We start from the raw sequence: 15,430 nt of genomic DNA on the forward strand, positions 1-15,430 counted from the left end.
CGGTTTCATTTCACAAGGGAGTAACAGATGGAAAACCAACACAAAAAAGCACTCATTCTTTGGTTTGATGAAATCGGCATTGAGGATGTGCCGATGGTGGGCGGCAAGAATGCTTCCTTGGGTGAAATGCACCAGAAATTAACCTCCAAAGGCGTGGTCGTGCCCAACGGGTACGCCATCACCGCCTATGCGTACCAATATCTTCTCAAAGCGGCGGGGGTTGGAGCCGCCATTGAGGAGGCGCTCGCCGGTCTGGACACCCACGACCTCTACAACCTACAGGAGCGCGGCGCCAAGGTGCGGGACATCATCCGCAACGCCGAGTTCCCTGCCGATCTGCGTCAGGCGATCATCAGCGCCTACAACACCATGGAAAAAGAGTACGGCGCAAACGTCGACGTCGCGGTCCGCTCTTCCGCCACCGCCGAGGACCTGCCCGACGCCTCCTTTGCCGGCCAGCAGGACACCTACCTGAACATCTGCGGGCCTGAGGCCCTGATCGACGCCTGCAAGCGCTGCTTTGCCTCCTTGTTCACCGACCGGGCCATTTCCTACCGCCACGACAAGGGGTTCGGTCAGTTCGACGTCTATCTGTCGATTGTGGTGCAGAAAATGGCGCGTTCCGACTCCGCCTGCTCCGGTGTCATGTTCTCCATTGACACCGAATCCGGCTTCAAGGACGCCGTTTTTCTCACCGGCTCCTGGGGGCTGGGGGAAAACGTGGTCCAGGGCGCGGTCAACCCCGACGAGTACTACATTTTTAAACCAACCCTCAAAGAAGGCAAGCGGCCGATCGTCGGCAAGCGGGTGGGGACCAAGGAAATCAAGATGATCTACAACACCGAACCCGGCGCCGCCGAACCGGTGAAGAACATCGACACCACCCCCGAGGAACGCGGCTCCTACATCTTGAGCGACGACGAAATCCTCCAGTTGGCCCGCTGGGCCTGCATCATTGAGGATCATTACGGCCGCCCGATGGACATCGAGTGGGCCAAGGACGGCGACGGCAAAACGGTGGGCACCGGCAACCTGTTCATCGTTCAGGCCCGGCCGGAAACCGTGCATTCCCAGGCGTCCAAGCGGACCATGGAAACCTATGTGCTCAAGGGAAAAGGCACGCTGCTGGCCAGCGGCCAGGCGGTGGGGGCCAAAATTGGCCAGGGCGTCACCCGCATTCTCAACGACGTCAGCCAGATTCACGATTTCAAAGCCGGCGAAGTGCTGGTGACCGACATGACCGATCCGGACTGGGAGCCGATCATGAAGACCGCCGGCGGCATTGTCACCAACCGCGGCGGCCGCACCTGCCACGCGGCGATCATCTCCCGCGAGCTGGGCATTCCCTGCGTCATCGGCACCGAAAACGGCACCAAAATGATCAAGGACGGCCAGCAGGTCACAGTTTCCTGCGCTGAAGGCGAAACCGGCCACATCTGGGACGGTCTGCTCGACTTTGTGGTCGAAACCCTGGATCTCGACAACATCCCGGCCACCCGCACCAAGATCATGATGAACGTCGGCCTGCCGGAAAAGGCCTTTGTCGAGGCGCAGTTGCCCAACGAGGGCGTCGGCTTGGCGCGCGAGGAGTTCATCATCAACTCGCACATTGGCATCCATCCGCTGGCCCTGATCAATTACGAAAAACTGCAGGCCCAGGCCAAGGACGACGACGAGATCTTCGACATCATTGAGGACATCGACGCTCGCACCTCAGCCTACCCAACCGACAAACGCCAGTATTTTATCGACAAACTGGCCGAAGGCGTGGGCCGGATCGGCGCCGGCTTTTACCCCAAGGACGTCATCGTCCGCCTGTCCGATTTCAAATCCAACGAATACGCCAACCTGATCGGCGGCCATCTCTACGAGCCCGTGGAATCCAACCCGATGATCGGCTGGCGCGGCGCTTCGCGGTACTACGACCCGCGCTACAAGGCGGCCTTTGAACTGGAGTGCAAGGCCCTGCTCAAAGCCCGCAACGAAATGGGGCTGACCAACATCAAATTGATGGTGCCTTTCTGCCGCACCCCGGCGGAAGGGCGCAGGGTGATTGAAGTGTTGCGGGAATTTGGGCTGGTGCAGGGCGAAAACGGACTGGAGGTCTATGTGATGTGCGAGATCCCGTCCAACGTCATCAGCGCCGACGCCTTCTGCGACGTCTTTGACGGATTCTCCATCGGTTCCAACGATCTCACCCAGTTGACCCTCGGCCTTGATCGCGACTCCGACCTGGTGGCGCACATCTACAACGAGCGCAACGAGGCGGTCAAAACCCTGATCAAGATGGTGATTGCCACGGCCAAGCGTCGCGGCCGCAAGATCGGCATCTGCGGCCAGGCGCCGTCGGATTTCCCCGACTTTGCCACCTTCCTGGTTGAGGAAGGAATCGACTCGATCAGCCTGGTGTCGGACACAGTGGTGAAAACCCGATTGGCCATCGCGGCCAAGGAGCGGGAAATGGGCGTCAACCCGTAAGTTTCTGCGGGCGGCAGACACAAGGCCTGACGGGACACGCTCCCGCCAGGCCTTCTTTTTTTGACGATCAGTTTTCGACCAAAGGCGTGGCCTCGTCGATCAGCATGATCGGGATGTCGTCGCGGATTGCAAACACCAACCGGCAGGTTCGGCAGACAATCCGATCCTGCTCCTGCTGCAGCTCAACCGGCCCCTTGCATTGCGGGCAGGCAAGAATTTCCATGAGTTCTTTTTTGATCATCTTCGTGGTCCTCCAGCGTTTTCGCTTCGTTGCGGCGGCTCCGCCGCGCTTTGCCTTCAAGCAACAGCCCTGCCAGACACATCCAGGGGCAGTCGCGCTTTTTTGCTGTTGCCCACTGTACCGTATTGCCTTCGGTGGGTAAAGCCGCTTGCGGCATGAAGGCTTTAAAGTGGCGGCGGAAAATATTTGTGCTCATTTCGTTATTCTGATAAACAGAGGACGGTTGACCTGCGCTGCCCCCAATGCCCCAGCCGGACCGGCAACGGTGCAGCGCACGGACGCCGGAAGGAGCCGTTCTCGCAACCGCAGTCAAGTTGCACGACCCCTCAAGATTTTGCCAACCGTGATGAATATGGCCGAAATATCATTGAAAAAAATCATCCCAGTGACCGAGGCGGTGGGTATGGTCCTCCCCCACGACATCACCGAAATCGTCAAGGATGGGTTTAAAGGGCGCGCCTTTAAAAAAGGGCACGTAATCCGGCCTTCGGACGTGGAGCATCTCCGACGGCTGGGCAAAGAGCACATCTATGTGCTGCAACTGAGCCCCGAAGAGATCCACGAAAACGAGGCGGCCCTGCTGATGGCCAAGGCCCTGGCCGGCGCCGGCGTCGAATATTCGACCGAAATCGTCGAGGGCAAGGTCAGCCTGACTGCGGCCGCCGACGGCCTGCTCAAGATCAATCGCGAAGCGCTTTACCGGTTTAACCTGCTGGGCGAGGTGATGTGCGCTACCCTGCAGGACAACACCCCGGTCAAAAAGGGCGAGCAGGTGGCGGCCTCGCGGCTGATTCCCCTGGTGGCCGAGCGCAGAGTGGTTGATCAGGCGGTGGCAATGGCCGCGTCGGGAACGCCGATTGTCCGGGTAACGCCGCTGGCCAAGGTGAAAGCCGGCCTGGTGATCACCGGCAGCGAGGTCTTTTACGGTCGCATCCAGGACCGGTTTGAGCAGGTGTTGCGCGACAAGTTGACCCTGTTAGGTTCCGAGGTCGCCATGGTGGGATTTGCCCCGGACGATCCGGCGCAGATTGCGGCGGAAATCCGCAAATGCCTGGACCAGGGCGCTGAATTGATCGTCACCTCCGGCGGCATGTCGGTGGACCCCGACGACGTCACCCGCCAGGGCATCAAAGACGCCGGCGCCGAATCAATCGCCTACGGCACGCCGGTTTTGCCGGGCGCCATGTTCCTGGTCGGCCGGATCGGCACGGTTCCGGTGCTGGGCGTGCCGGCCTGCGGCATGTTTCATCGCATCACCGTGCTTGACCTGGTCCTGCCGCGCATCCTCGCCGGCGAGGCCATTGGTCGCGAGGAACTGGCCATGCTGGGCCACGGCGGACTGTGCCGCAACTGCCCGCAATGCCAGTACCCCATCTGCAGTTTCGGCAAGGCCTAACCGCTTTCTGCGCCCCCTCTCCACCCGCGAGGTCTGACAATGGAACAACCCACGTTGCGTTTTATTGGCGTGCTGCATGGCGACATCACCCGCCTCGAAGACGCCCCAAAAAGTTACGACGAGTCGGAACACGTCGGAACCCTGGAGATTTTCCCGGAATTTGCGGATGGACTCGACGGCATCGGTGCCGGCCAGACCCTTGTGGCGCTGTTCTGGCTGCACAAGGCGGCCCGCGATGTTCTCAAGATTTATCCGCGGGGCGACCGGTCGCGCGGCCTATGCGGCGTCTTTGCCGCCCGCAGCCCGGTGCGGCCCAACCCGATTGCGATTTCAGAACTCAAGGTGCTGGCCGTCCACGGCAATCGGATCGAGGTGTCCGGGCTGGACATCCTCGACGGCACCCCGATCATTGACCTCAAAAAGAGTCAGAACCGCCGGCAATAGGTTTAAACGGCGGAGCGCCGCCCCTCAATGCGAAACCCCGTCGGTGCGGAACACCCTGACCAGGGTCAGCCACAAAATACGCAGATCAAAACACACTGAACGCCGCTGCAGATATTCCACATCGAGTTTGACCTTCTCCGGTATGGGCAGTTCGTCGCGGCCGTTTATCTGCGCCCACCCGGTCAGGCCCGGCACAAGCGCATGCACGCCATGCTGGGTGCGCAGGGCAATCAGATCGTCCTGATTAAACAAGGCGGGCCGGGGGCCGACCAGGCTCATGTCGCCGGCAAGAACGCTCCAGAGCTGCGGCAATTCATCTAAACTCGATTTTCGCAGGAATGAGCCGATCGGCGTGAGGTATTGATCCGGCTCGGGCAGCAAATGGGTGGCTAGGGCCGGCGTGCCCAGACGCATGCTGCGAAATTTCGGCATGCGGAAAATAATGTTGTTTCGCCCTACCCTATCCGACCAATACAACACCGGGCCAGGCGAGGTGAGGCGCACCAGAGCCGCGAGCAGCACAAGCGGCGCAGCCAACAGCAGCAGGGCCGTTGCGGCCAGCAGAAGGTCAAGACAGCGTTTCATAGGCCAAACATTTCCCGTAACCCCTCTTCCAAACCAATTCTTGCCTGCCACCCCAGTTCCCGGGTGATGCGGGCCCCAGAGTACCACGCCGAACCCAACAGGCGATCAACCACCTCACTGTTGAGCGGAACGTGCCGTTTGCACGTCGCCTCGACAAGATCGCCGCAGCCGGCCGCAAAACGAAACACGGGTTCAGGGACGCTCCAACACGCCGCCGGCAACCCAAGCACCTTGCGCATGGCGTCATACAACTGCCGTCCAGACGGGGCTTGGGGCCCGGCGACAATGTAGGTGCGCCCTTTGGCAACATCGGCGTTCATCACCTGGCGCATGGCCTCGACCACGTCGTCGACATGCACTAAGGAACGACGATTGCCTGTTTCCGGCAACGGCGGGAACCATCCCTTGCGCACCAGTCGCCCCATGCGTTCAAGATTACCGCGTCCTCCGGCCCCGTAGACCATGGTTAACCGCACATTAACCACATGCATGCCAAACCGCGCCCCCGCTTCCAGCACCGCCTCTTCTGCAGCGCGTTTTGATCGCCCGTAGTCCGTTGTCGGCTCGCCTGGAAACTCTTCGTCCCCGCATGCTTCGCCTGGTTCGGCCTGTGCCTTGACGCTGGAGAGAAAAACAAAGCGTTGCACTCCAGCCCGGCCAGCCGCCTCCGCCAGATTGCGCGTGGCCTGGTAATTGACTCGCCAATGCTGCCCCGCAGTCTCACCAGACAACGACGAAAACGCATGCGCATAGCCTGCGCAATGGAAAATCCGCTCGATGCCGGAACAGGCCTCACCCAACGCCGCCGGGTTGGTCAGGTCCGCGAGGTGCACGGTCCCGTCGCTGTTCCCGTGCCGAGCCAACAGTCTGCACGCCTGTCCTTGCTGCGCAAGGCGACGGGCCAGTCTGCCCCCGATGAAGCCTGTTGCGCCAGTAATCAAATCCATAATCAGCCCTGCCTCCACTGGCAACGGCCATCCCAGCCGTCTGCACATTCTCTCCCCTCTCAATACACTCTTCACGCTCCGTGAGCATAGAGATTCAACGAGTATTGTGCGCGCAAACGTAAAAAGGGTCAACGCGTTCCAATCACACGTCAACCCTTTCTCTCATCGTGGTGCTCCAGGCTGGATTCGAACCAGCGGCGCCAGGATTAGGAATTACAAACGCGTTTTAATCACTTTTAAGTTCAAGCTGTTACACGCTGTCACGGATACGCCGTGTCAACGTCCCACCTCTTGTTCACGAATTTTACGAGCCTCTTCTCCTACAAAATCGAGCCCAACATGGGTGTAAATTTTGTTCGTTGTCTCGATATTGCTGTGTCCCATTATCCGTTGCAATGCATACGGGTTCATCCCGGCTTCGGCCGCCAGGGATCCAAAAGTATGGCGCAACAGATGATGGTACACTTGGCGGCTTAAGCCCGCTTTGTTCGCCGCCCTGGTCAACACCTTGCGGATCGAACGATACGGTTTGCCTGTTGCCGGGTTGACGACCAAGCAACCTTCGAGTTTTTCCGAAAGGACCTTGCTCAATTCATCCTCAAATCTATGGGACAAAAAAGGGACGATTCTGTACTTGCTCCCCTTCCCGTAAACTCGGATAGTCTTGCGCGCCTCGTCAATGTCCTCAACCCGCAGCTTCAGAGCTTCCTCTTTCCGAAGCCCGTGGTCCGCCATAAGTAAAAAAAGCAACCGATACTCCGGAGCCAGGCATTCATACAATGCATCCAGTTGCCGACGAGTCAGCGGTTGCACCGGCTCTGCCGTTGTTTTCTTCTTCGAAAATCGTGGAATGGTGAATGCGAGCGGCTGGCAATATCCATGCTCTGCTGCCCACTTGATGAGGCTTGAAAGATAACTCATGTTCTTGTTGATCGTGACGGGGGCGAGCCCCTGGTCGAGCAAATCCGCCTTGAATTTATTGAACAAGGCCACGGTCAACTGTTTCGGCTGAAAATTGCCAAACCAAGGGATGATGTGGTTATCCATACAAAACCGCATATCATTGACCGTGTTTATGGAATTTTCCGTCCTGTACCAATCAAGGAACAAGGTCACCACATCCTTTATTTTGGGTGCGGATCCCTCGACAACGTGGTCGGGTTGCTGCCGTATGGATCGCTCGTATCTCCAAGCCTCCTCATACGAACCGTTAAAGGTGATACGCTCCCGTTGCTTCCCACGTCCGATGTCAATGACCCACCATTTTCCGGGTTCTTTTTTTGCTTTGGTTGGATGAGGGCGAACACTCATCTTAACAACATGATTTGACGAAACAAAACCGACCTACGAGAATCTGTTTTTCTCCCATGATAGTATCGCCTAATGCTTGGTTCATTTCGCGACTGGGATCAATCACTATTTGTTGATTCAATCAAAACGCACGCCCCCATCAGTTACACCTGGAGAAAACCTTGCCGACCTTCACTGGGATTACCGGTAAATACAGTCATCCTTAACCTATCCAACACTGAATTGGGTGGATGCTGATTTTCAACGATAATAATCTGGCTATCACCAACATGGTGATCGGCAAGATAAGAGTAAAACTGCTCTTTCAAATTTGTACCTTGTAGCAGCCTGTCATCGTCGCCCTCTGGTTTGAAATAAGCGAGAAGCGGCGAGTCCAGCACAACAAAGCCAGGATGCGGCAGGTCGTTTTCCTGACAATACTCCAACAATGCGATCGTTACTGCTGCGTGCGTAATAGCGCGTAACCCCTTGCCCCGGCTCCCTCGTGGTTTTCCATCGATGACAAAATCAGTGCTTTCTTTGTCAAAATGGACAAAACAATCACCGGGAAAATCCCACGCCTTTAGGAGGCTGGAGACTTTGAGTGAGAAGTCATGTGCAACAGACTCAGGCAAACCGGAGACGAGAGGGGCAGACGAACCTTCTTCTCCCTCACCCTGTTCCAAAGACGTCCTCCTCCGCTCTTCTAGTTTTTTGACTCTTGCATAAAGTTCGAGTGCTTTTTGCACCTCGGCTTTCTTTTCAATCAGTTCCGAGAAAGAAGCTCTTTCCTCACTCACCGTCGGTGCAACAGTATTCTGAATTTTTGCATTAACTGATTCATATTTTTCATTCTTTTTCGATAACTCTTGCTTACGACAAACGACCTCAGACTTCAAACCAGCCACTGTTTCTTTAAGTTCACCTCTAAGTCGAAAAATTTTTTCGATTTCTGCAGAAGCCGCTTGGATGATTGCCAGAACGTCGCCATCGCACGCAGTATCGTGCTGTTGTGCATCGGGTGATGCTCCGCAAAGAGGGCAAGGTACCGATTCGACGTGTGCAAACATCGCCCCGCTCTCCTGGATAGCTGCAAGACGTTCGATATCAATGTCATAGTGATTTAAGAGCAAATCAAATCTGACTAACAGATCAGCAACTTCGTCTAGTCGATCCCGAATTACTGTTTGCTTTTCCATCAGTTCCCTGCGTTCTGTTACAAGGGAGCCAAGCTGTGCTTGAACCTCATCCAGGGTTTCTCTTCGTTGTTCAATAGTCTCATCCAACTTATTAATCTGTTCCCGGAGGTCCGCCTCTTCTTCTCCGACATCGTCAATTTCCTGTCTGATATCGGCGAGCAGTTCATCTATCAGCTCAATCTGATTTGTTCTATCTGTTCCAACCCGCGTTGTCTCAACAACGTTAGAGTCATCAACGCCTGTCAAAAGGAGTTTTATGGTCGCCAACTCGGCAGTTTTCAGAGTGTATTGCCCACCCCAGAATGGCGAACCAATCTGCTGAATCTCACCTTCTTGGATGATCGCAAGTCTCGCCATATTTCTAAAACTGAGGCTCTGCGTCGTACCCTTTTTTTTGCTTCGCAATATGCGTTTCCCAAGCAACCCGATTTTTTCGAGAAGGAATCCCGAAATATTGTCGGTTCTATCGTGAGCATGTTTTTGCTTAAGAACTACATTTTGCGCATCCCTATCGAGTAGATCCTGTACACTGAAGTTTCCACCTGAAGTAGCACGAAAGAACCGCCATTTCTCACCAGAGGCGACGTCAAGATCAAACTGAATCTCACCAAAAGGCGTTCGCTCCGGAATATCTCTTAGTTCAGCCCCTCCAAACATGAAATCAATCGATTCAGCCAGAAACGACTTCCCTGTGTCAGACGCACCGCACACCACGTTTACTCCTTCAGAGAATGTCATCTCGGACATTTTCTGAGGACCGGAAAAGGCAATCCGCCGCAGTTGAAGATAACTGTTGCTCATTGACCACCTCGCGGTTCATCTCTGCCCAAGAACTGACTTGTCCAATTATTGAAGAGTCGATGTGTGATTTGTCGAATCTCCAATGTCGTGATATCTGTAAATCGATCGACTGCCCATTGGGCCCGGTGTTTGAGCCGCTGGGAATAGATTGACGTAAGGGAGGCAAGGAACGGCGCTGCCGCTTCTCCAGCAACGTAGTTGAAACCGTCATCTGCGGGTATCCGTTGAATGAGGTTTCGACTTGACATCAACAAAAGACCTTTTTCGATCAGCCCCCGTCGAACCAATAATTCTCCCGCTCTCATAGGAAGAGCAGCATGAAGGCTTTCAGGACCATTAGCGTCGCCAGAATGCACGACGAGATAGTCCATTTCAACCAGCCTTTCCAGATCGAAAGCCGAAGGATGCGCAGCGACCAGAATCGCCAAAGAACGGACTCCGGTCTCCAATGGACTGTTGAATATTGCTGGATGTAAGCGGTTAGTCATCATCCATCACCCATTCAAGAAGATCTTCATTTGCAAGTTGGTGGCAGATACCTTGACGATCCTGCGACTTGGTCACTGAAGCAAGTGGATTTGCGGTCAACGCTATAGTTGATGCTTGCGCTACCGTAGCTTTCATCCTTTCGTACCCGTTGGAATGGGTTGCTTCCGTAACGTCAACCACACCATGATAGATCTCATCCTGAAGTTCATCGAATGTCCCTTCCGGCACTGTGTCTCTGGCAAAATTTCTTAGTGCTTCTGCATGATAGAAACGCTCGCGTTGCCTCAAAAAATCTCTTTCCAACACGCTGTGAGCGGATAATGAGCTCATATCGTGGAGTGGAGCCCCTAAATGATCTCCGTAGGCGTCAAGAAGCTGGCGAATATATCGGCTCTCAGATGCTACCGGAACGGCAGGAGGCGCTTCGGGGTTTGGCCTTGCAGGTAAACCGCCCCCGAACCTAACTGCGTGAAACTCTGTATGACTATGTGCTTCAATAAGTTCGATGTGTGACTTCGATGAAAAGATCGTAAAATCAAAAGCGTCAACAAAGGATGAGAACTCACCGCTGAGCTCGATTTCTTTTGTTGACGTAATGTTACTTTTACAATGTCCGTCCCAATTTTCCTTGAATTTTTTGCGAAGCTCGGTCGGCTTGTTAAAAAGTTTTTCTAACGTTGTGCCAACACCAAGGGACGCCACAAAATAATGTTTCCGTGGTGGTGAATATTCGCCGATGTGGGAGTAGTAAATGATTTTACCCAGTTCGACCCAAATTTCGTTAGGCCGCAATGGATTCCCATAACGTTTACACTGATAGTTGTCCCACGTATCTTCAAAGCCTTTGTTTGTACAAAATCCAGCGACATCGACACCTGAATCTCCAGCACCACCGAAACGTCGAACTTTGACATAGGTGCCCTTAAGACTGGTAGCCCATTCCTCGATGAAATATTCCCATTCATCTGGGCTAAAATTTTTGACACGGATCGCTTTGGGAACTGGTACGCCAAAATGCACATGAGCAGATGATGGAGTTGGTGAAGGAGCTTTGGGTTGAATCTTCTTCATGTCTGAGTCAGAGATCATCTGGCATCACCGAATTCTTTTATTATTTCCTGTTGAAACGCCTATCCAAAGGGGTACCTGAGAAACCTTATGTTGACTTGTCAACATAAGTAAGCGACGTTTCATCCATAGATTCCGAGATGATATGGAGAACATCCCCTGTTATACAATTGTTACGTTGGCCTCGAGGCACCCTTTGTTCAATCCTCCTTTTTCAAGGACCAGGCTCGGCCTATTTATTGAAAATTAAATCTGTGCCTTTTTTCCCTTTTCGGCTGTAGCAGGATGCAGACAGGTTACATTTATGATTTCATCGGGGATACATCCCCTATTATTCTAACGCGGATCAATGCCGTGAAATCATCGGCGCAGCCAATACTTTCCGCCTTATCGAGAATTGCCAGCGCACCGGCATCATCCCCCGCTCCCAGCAACTCCTTGGCTTCATCAGCGTAGAAAGCAGCATTTCGACTGCCGGCGTTGATTCTTTCCATACGCAGGGCGCTCGCTTTCACCGGGTCGCTCTGCTGAAGGGCACTGGCGCGGACCGACGCAATGAAATCATCGGCGCAGCCAATACTTTCCGCCTTATCGAGAATAGCCAGCGCACCGACGACATCACCCGCTCTCAGCAGCTCCTTGGCTTCATCAGCGTAGAAAACGGCATCCCGACTGCCGGCGTTGATTCTTTCCATACGCAGGGCGCTCGCCTTCACCGGGTCGCTCTGCTGAAGGGCACTGGCGCGGACCGATGCAATGAAATCATTGGCACAGCCAATACTTTCCGCCTTATCGAGAATTGCCAGCGCACCGACGACATCACCCGCTCTCAGCAGCTCCTTGGCTTCATCAGCGTAGAAAACGGCATCTCGACTGCCGGCGTTGATTCTTTCCATACGCAGGGCGCTCGCCTTCACCGGGTCGCTTTGCTGAAGGGCACTGGCGCGGACCGATGCAGTGAAATCATCGGCGCAGCCAATACTTTCCGCCCTATCGAGAATTGCCAGCGCACCGGCGACATCACCCGCTCTCAGAAGCTCCTTGGCTTCATCAACGTAGAAAACGGCATTTCGACTGCCGGCGTTGATTCTTTCCATACGCAGGGCGCTCGCTTTCTTGGAATTGGCTACAACCACTAGACAATCACATTGAATCGCACGAACATAATCATTGATTGCAGCTGGACAATTCAGTTCCAAAGACTCGAGGTGGGCAAGAAATTCTCCGGCCCCCTCGTACCCTCGCTCAAGCAAGGCCTTACCCAGATTTGCCAAGTAGGGCGGGAAATCAGTCCGTAGGCCACATGCAGACCTAAAGCATTTGAGAGCCTTGTCACTGCCAACGCCCTCTTCCTTTTGCCAACATTCTCCAAGAAATCGTTGAACTTTGTGATCGTTGGAGTCGAGTGCTGCGGCATACTCGAGAGCCTGACGCAGCCTTTCAACAGGAGCCTTGGATCGGAAAAGGTGAGAGTACAACAATTCAGCCCGCCGACGCGCCCATTCGATATTGCCAGTGAGCAATTCAACTGCGATTTCCTGTAAACGGTCTCCGCTTCCGGCGGCAGTTAAATGATAAAATGCCTCCAATGCCCTGGTAATATTAAGATTAGTCAGACGGCAGCTACCATGAAGTTGATCTAACCAGCATTGGGCAATGGCGGAATGCAACTCACGGACATATTGCTTGACCTCCTCGGTTATCACTTCTGCAAAATCAAACTCATCGTCCTCTCCATGACCCGAGAAGCCGAGTTGACGGGTACGCAGCCAGCTGGCAACAAAACTGTGCAAATAATAAACCGAGTGATCCGCAGCTGCGGATAAAAGACATCGGCGGTCCAACCCATCCCAGGCATTATTAACATCAAGGTGATTCTCCAGCGTTTCCATATGATCATGGGGGATGGAATTTCGATACAACGCAAGCGCCTTGATCAGACGCTGTTCGGCATCGCTCAAAACGTTGTGATAAAGATCGTCCAGGAGTTTATCTTCCACTCTCTGGGTAACATCTTCACGGTGACGGAGCAACACATCGCGTGGAGTCTCATTTCTCCCACGCGCAACCTCTATCAAAAATTGGATAGCAAGAGGGTGAGCCTGCTCGCCATGTCCACCACCCAACCATTGGTAAATTTGCTTGAGCTGAATTCCTGAGTACGTCCAGTCCGATTCCTGGCCTTTTGGGGCTGCATCGGCTAGGCATTGTCCCAAGCTGGTCTTAGTGAGCCCCAGCACCTCGCATTCGCTCGCGGAAGAACCCAAGAGCCCTCGTGGAGGTCTTTCCCTTAGTTCGAACACCCAGTTCCATTGCAAACCAATGGAAGCTGCTAATCCAAGAAACAGATCAAGCATGTTAGGATGACGAAATCCACCAGCATCTATTAAATGATGTGCATGATCTACCCAAATCCAGGCGGGTCGGGGATTTGGATAACGACTTCTGGTTTCCGCAGCAATCTGGTGTTCGTCACCCTGTGGAGCTTTAGGAAATTCTGGGGTTTCACCGAGTAACACGGCCACTTGGCGGAACAGCTGATCAGGTGTGGTAGAGGGATCAACAGTAATGCGGGTAGACGCCCTTCCAGCGAGAGGTGATATTTTCCCCAACTCCTCAATCAAAGCACTCTTACCATTGCCACGCATTCCGCAGACCAAAAGGAATGGCTCATGAATCAGTTTGCCTGCGGCCTCCTTCAGCAGAGTCTCTCTTCCGTAAAGTCTGGTGGCTCGTTTGGCAGGAATTGCAGGGGATGAAGGTGATGATGGGGATACATGACACTTACACAGATCAGCCGGCAAACTGATCGACCAAACACCACTTGGCGCATGAACCTCTACAGGAGCAATTGTCCAACTGGATCCTCCGGCTTTGTGTTGATAAAGATGAACATCCCCTTTGCCAGACGAAAAATCAAGATAGACAAGGTTGACGCCAAATTCATCACTGGACTGTGCGCCAACAGCTCCAGCGGCAATAGTGACATGACTTTCGGCAGGCACGATCCAGGCATTGTGACTGTGGCCATGAAGCCAGAAATGAAAATCTGTAGATATGCGGCTGGTTGCGAGGTTGCGCTCGGCCACGTTCAGCCAATCAACCGGGTGGTGGATCAACCCAATGCGCAGTTGAGCTTTATGACTATCAAGCTGCTGTTTTGCGGCATTAAACTGCCATTGAGCGGCCAGCCAGATTGTCCGATCATCTTCTGGACCAGCACAGGTCCATGCAGAATTGAATCCAGCGATTCCTACCTTTATACCATTGACATCAACCAGATCCGTGTAGCAATGTCGCCCTTCCTGATCTGACTGATGAGGCAAGTAATTTTGGACGAATTGCGTATATTCGTCGAGTCGTTTCACAGCATCTCTGAACTCAATTGAGAGGTCATGGAAACGCTGTTCTATTTCACTTGCATGATTTGAAGGATCTTTCGCCCATTGTGTCAGTGTGCTCTGCGCGTCAGCATTGATGCTATTTCGGTCAACATCATGGTTCCCTGGTACGAAAAACAGCCTTTTCGTTAACAATGGTGCGCCGTCTTTGCCGCACACTTTGAGGAGTTCATCAAAAAAAAATTTAATCTGTGCGTATTGATCTTTCAGGGTGGATGAGCCTGTTTCGCCGTAAGCAATATCGCCTGTGCAGAAAATAAAATCAGGTTTCAATGAATCATCGCGTTTAAACTCTGCTTCAAGAAAGGTGATCAATGAGTCTCTGGCGACACCGTCTCTCCATTCGGTCTTGGGTTGAAAATGAATGTCCGAAATATGCAACCAAGTCAGTTTGTCACGCATGGATTCTCCGGTAGACTTCTTTTTCAATCTGCAGCTGTTTCTGGAGATCGGCAAGCTTGGTCCCGGTGCTTTGGAGGATCAGCTTGGGCAGCCACCAATAGAGGGATAGCAATTTCTCGACTACCGATATGCTTTTTTCAAGCCAACCAATCTGGTTCATCTTTTGCCTCGACACCTCGACAACTATGTGATGTATATTTTATTGGGGTACGTCCCCTATCTATTATACAGCATCTCTACTCTACTCTTTTTACACGATTAGCTTTTATGGTCTTTCTTTGTGTCAAATTCTGCCTTGTCTCTATTCCATTCATGAAAAAATTTCTTTCTAGCTATTAGAATTTCTTCCTCGTCGCTAATGTGTTGTAAAATTTCATCAAGCTTAATTTTTTTGTTAATTTTAGAGTAAGGATAAGTATTCAAGCTTTCGAATTCATGTTCGTTTGCAATACCTGAAAAGTTAAGCTGTAGTAATTTTAGCTGTTCCTCTTGCTTATTTAAGTAAATATACTGATCTCGGTCAACTGAAGCGTAAAAGAAATTAAAAACATTTTTAACATAAAGCAAATTAGGTAATGATTTTATTGATTTAATTAGTTTTTCTATAAAATGTTTAAATTCAGCAGAATCAGAAATTATTGAAGCTATAAATTCCTTGTTGAAATTTGAATGCTCATCCATCATTACAT

At 52.9% G+C, this 15,430-nt stretch carries 13 protein-coding genes; 3 read left to right on the forward strand and 10 right to left on the reverse strand.

Annotated features, from left to right (window positions below):
• The first annotated feature begins 27 nt into the window (after positions 1-27).
• Positions 28-2,478, forward strand: a complete 2,451-nt coding sequence (gene ppsA, locus RCH93_RS02085; RefSeq protein ID WP_306546626.1) for a phosphoenolpyruvate synthase — start codon at positions 28-30, stop codon at positions 2,476-2,478.
• A 67-nt stretch (positions 2,479-2,545) separates the two neighbouring features.
• Here ppsA and RCH93_RS02090 read toward each other — a convergent pair whose 3' ends face one another.
• Complete coding sequence (locus RCH93_RS02090) at positions 2,546-2,719, reverse strand: Trm112 family protein (RefSeq protein WP_306546628.1); 174 nt, start codon at positions 2,717-2,719, stop codon at positions 2,546-2,548.
• Positions 2,720-3,071: 352 nt separating this feature from the next.
• Between RCH93_RS02090 and RCH93_RS02095 the strand changes: the two genes are divergently transcribed.
• Both RCH93_RS02095 and tsaA read left to right on the forward strand, forming a co-directional pair.
• Positions 3,072-4,115, forward strand: a complete 1,044-nt coding sequence (locus RCH93_RS02095; RefSeq protein WP_306546630.1) for a molybdopterin-binding protein — start codon at positions 3,072-3,074, stop codon at positions 4,113-4,115.
• Positions 4,116-4,154: 39 nt separating this feature from the next.
• A complete protein-coding gene (tsaA, locus tag RCH93_RS02100; protein WP_306546632.1) occupies positions 4,155-4,559 on the forward strand; it encodes a tRNA (N6-threonylcarbamoyladenosine(37)-N6)-methyltransferase TrmO in 405 nt (134 codons plus the stop codon).
• A gap of 24 nt (positions 4,560-4,583) precedes the next feature.
• On the opposite strand, the gene RCH93_RS02105 is transcribed toward tsaA, so the two are convergent.
• From RCH93_RS02105 to RCH93_RS02145, 9 genes are all read right to left on the reverse strand, one after another.
• Entirely contained in the window at positions 4,584-5,144 is a 561-nt protein-coding gene (locus RCH93_RS02105; protein ID WP_306546633.1) for a sugar transferase, read from the reverse strand.
• Complete coding sequence (locus RCH93_RS02110; protein ID WP_306546635.1) at positions 5,141-6,091, reverse strand: NAD-dependent epimerase/dehydratase family protein; 951 nt, start codon at positions 6,089-6,091, stop codon at positions 5,141-5,143. Before RCH93_RS02110 ends, RCH93_RS02105 begins: the two co-directional genes overlap by 4 nt.
• A 276-nt stretch (positions 6,092-6,367) precedes the next feature.
• Positions 6,368-7,402 (reverse strand): tyrosine-type recombinase/integrase, encoded by a 1,035-nt coding sequence (locus tag RCH93_RS02115; RefSeq protein ID WP_306546637.1) that lies wholly within the window; start codon positions 7,400-7,402, stop codon positions 6,368-6,370.
• A gap of 143 nt (positions 7,403-7,545) precedes the next feature.
• A complete protein-coding gene (locus tag RCH93_RS02120) occupies positions 7,546-9,381 on the reverse strand; it encodes an AAA family ATPase (RefSeq protein WP_306546639.1) in 1,836 nt (611 codons plus the stop codon).
• Positions 9,378-9,872: an ABC-three component system middle component 2 gene (locus tag RCH93_RS02125; protein WP_306546641.1), complete on the reverse strand. Its 495-nt coding sequence runs from the start codon at positions 9,870-9,872 to the stop codon at positions 9,378-9,380. Before RCH93_RS02125 ends, RCH93_RS02120 begins: the two co-directional genes overlap by 4 nt.
• Entirely contained in the window at positions 9,862-10,941 is a 1,080-nt protein-coding gene (locus tag RCH93_RS02130; RefSeq protein ID WP_306546643.1) for an ABC-three component system protein, read from the reverse strand. Before RCH93_RS02130 ends, RCH93_RS02125 begins: the two co-directional genes overlap by 11 nt.
• Before the next feature lie 299 nt (positions 10,942-11,240).
• A complete protein-coding gene (locus RCH93_RS02135; protein WP_306546645.1) occupies positions 11,241-14,741 on the reverse strand; it encodes a metallophosphoesterase in 3,501 nt (1,166 codons plus the stop codon).
• A complete protein-coding gene (locus tag RCH93_RS02140; protein WP_306546647.1) occupies positions 14,734-14,901 on the reverse strand; it encodes a hypothetical protein in 168 nt (55 codons plus the stop codon). The genes RCH93_RS02135 and RCH93_RS02140 overlap by 8 nt, the downstream gene beginning before the upstream one ends.
• Before the next feature lie 98 nt (positions 14,902-14,999).
• Positions 15,000-15,430: hypothetical protein (locus tag RCH93_RS02145; RefSeq protein ID WP_306546649.1), on the reverse strand; the 431-nt coding region annotated here is incomplete at its 5' end.

This window comes from Desulfobulbus sp., assembly GCF_030824455.1.
Lineage (GTDB): Bacteria > Desulfobacterota > Desulfobulbia > Desulfobulbales > Desulfobulbaceae > Desulfobulbus.

Bases quoted from the DNA above. Each gene is read 5' to 3' on its own strand.
- RCH93_RS02135 (WP_306546645.1), bottom strand. From the start codon at position 14,741: ATGCGTGACAAACTGACTTGGTTGCATATTTCGGACATTCATTTTCAA.
- RCH93_RS02090 (WP_306546628.1), bottom strand. From the start codon at position 2,719: ATGATCAAAAAAGAACTCATGGAAATTCTTGCCTGCCCGCAATGCAAG.
- RCH93_RS02130 (WP_306546643.1), bottom strand. From the start codon at position 10,941: ATGAAGAAGATTCAACCCAAAGCTCCTTCACCAACTCCATCATCTGCT.
- RCH93_RS02125 (WP_306546641.1), bottom strand. From the start codon at position 9,872: ATGATGACTAACCGCTTACATCCAGCAATATTCAACAGTCCATTGGAG.
- RCH93_RS02140 (WP_306546647.1), bottom strand. From the start codon at position 14,901: ATGAACCAGATTGGTTGGCTTGAAAAAAGCATATCGGTAGTCGAGAAA.
- RCH93_RS02095 (WP_306546630.1), top strand. From the start codon at position 3,072: ATGGCCGAAATATCATTGAAAAAAATCATCCCAGTGACCGAGGCGGTG.
- RCH93_RS02115 (WP_306546637.1), bottom strand. From the start codon at position 7,402: ATGAGTGTTCGCCCTCATCCAACCAAAGCAAAAAAAGAACCCGGAAAA.
- RCH93_RS02120 (WP_306546639.1), bottom strand. From the start codon at position 9,381: ATGAGCAACAGTTATCTTCAACTGCGGCGGATTGCCTTTTCCGGTCCT.
- tsaA (WP_306546632.1), top strand. From the start codon at position 4,155: ATGGAACAACCCACGTTGCGTTTTATTGGCGTGCTGCATGGCGACATC.
- RCH93_RS02110 (WP_306546635.1), bottom strand. From the start codon at position 6,091: ATGGATTTGATTACTGGCGCAACAGGCTTCATCGGGGGCAGACTGGCC.
- RCH93_RS02105 (WP_306546633.1), bottom strand. From the start codon at position 5,144: ATGAAACGCTGTCTTGACCTTCTGCTGGCCGCAACGGCCCTGCTGCTG.
- ppsA (WP_306546626.1), top strand. From the start codon at position 28: ATGGAAAACCAACACAAAAAAGCACTCATTCTTTGGTTTGATGAAATC.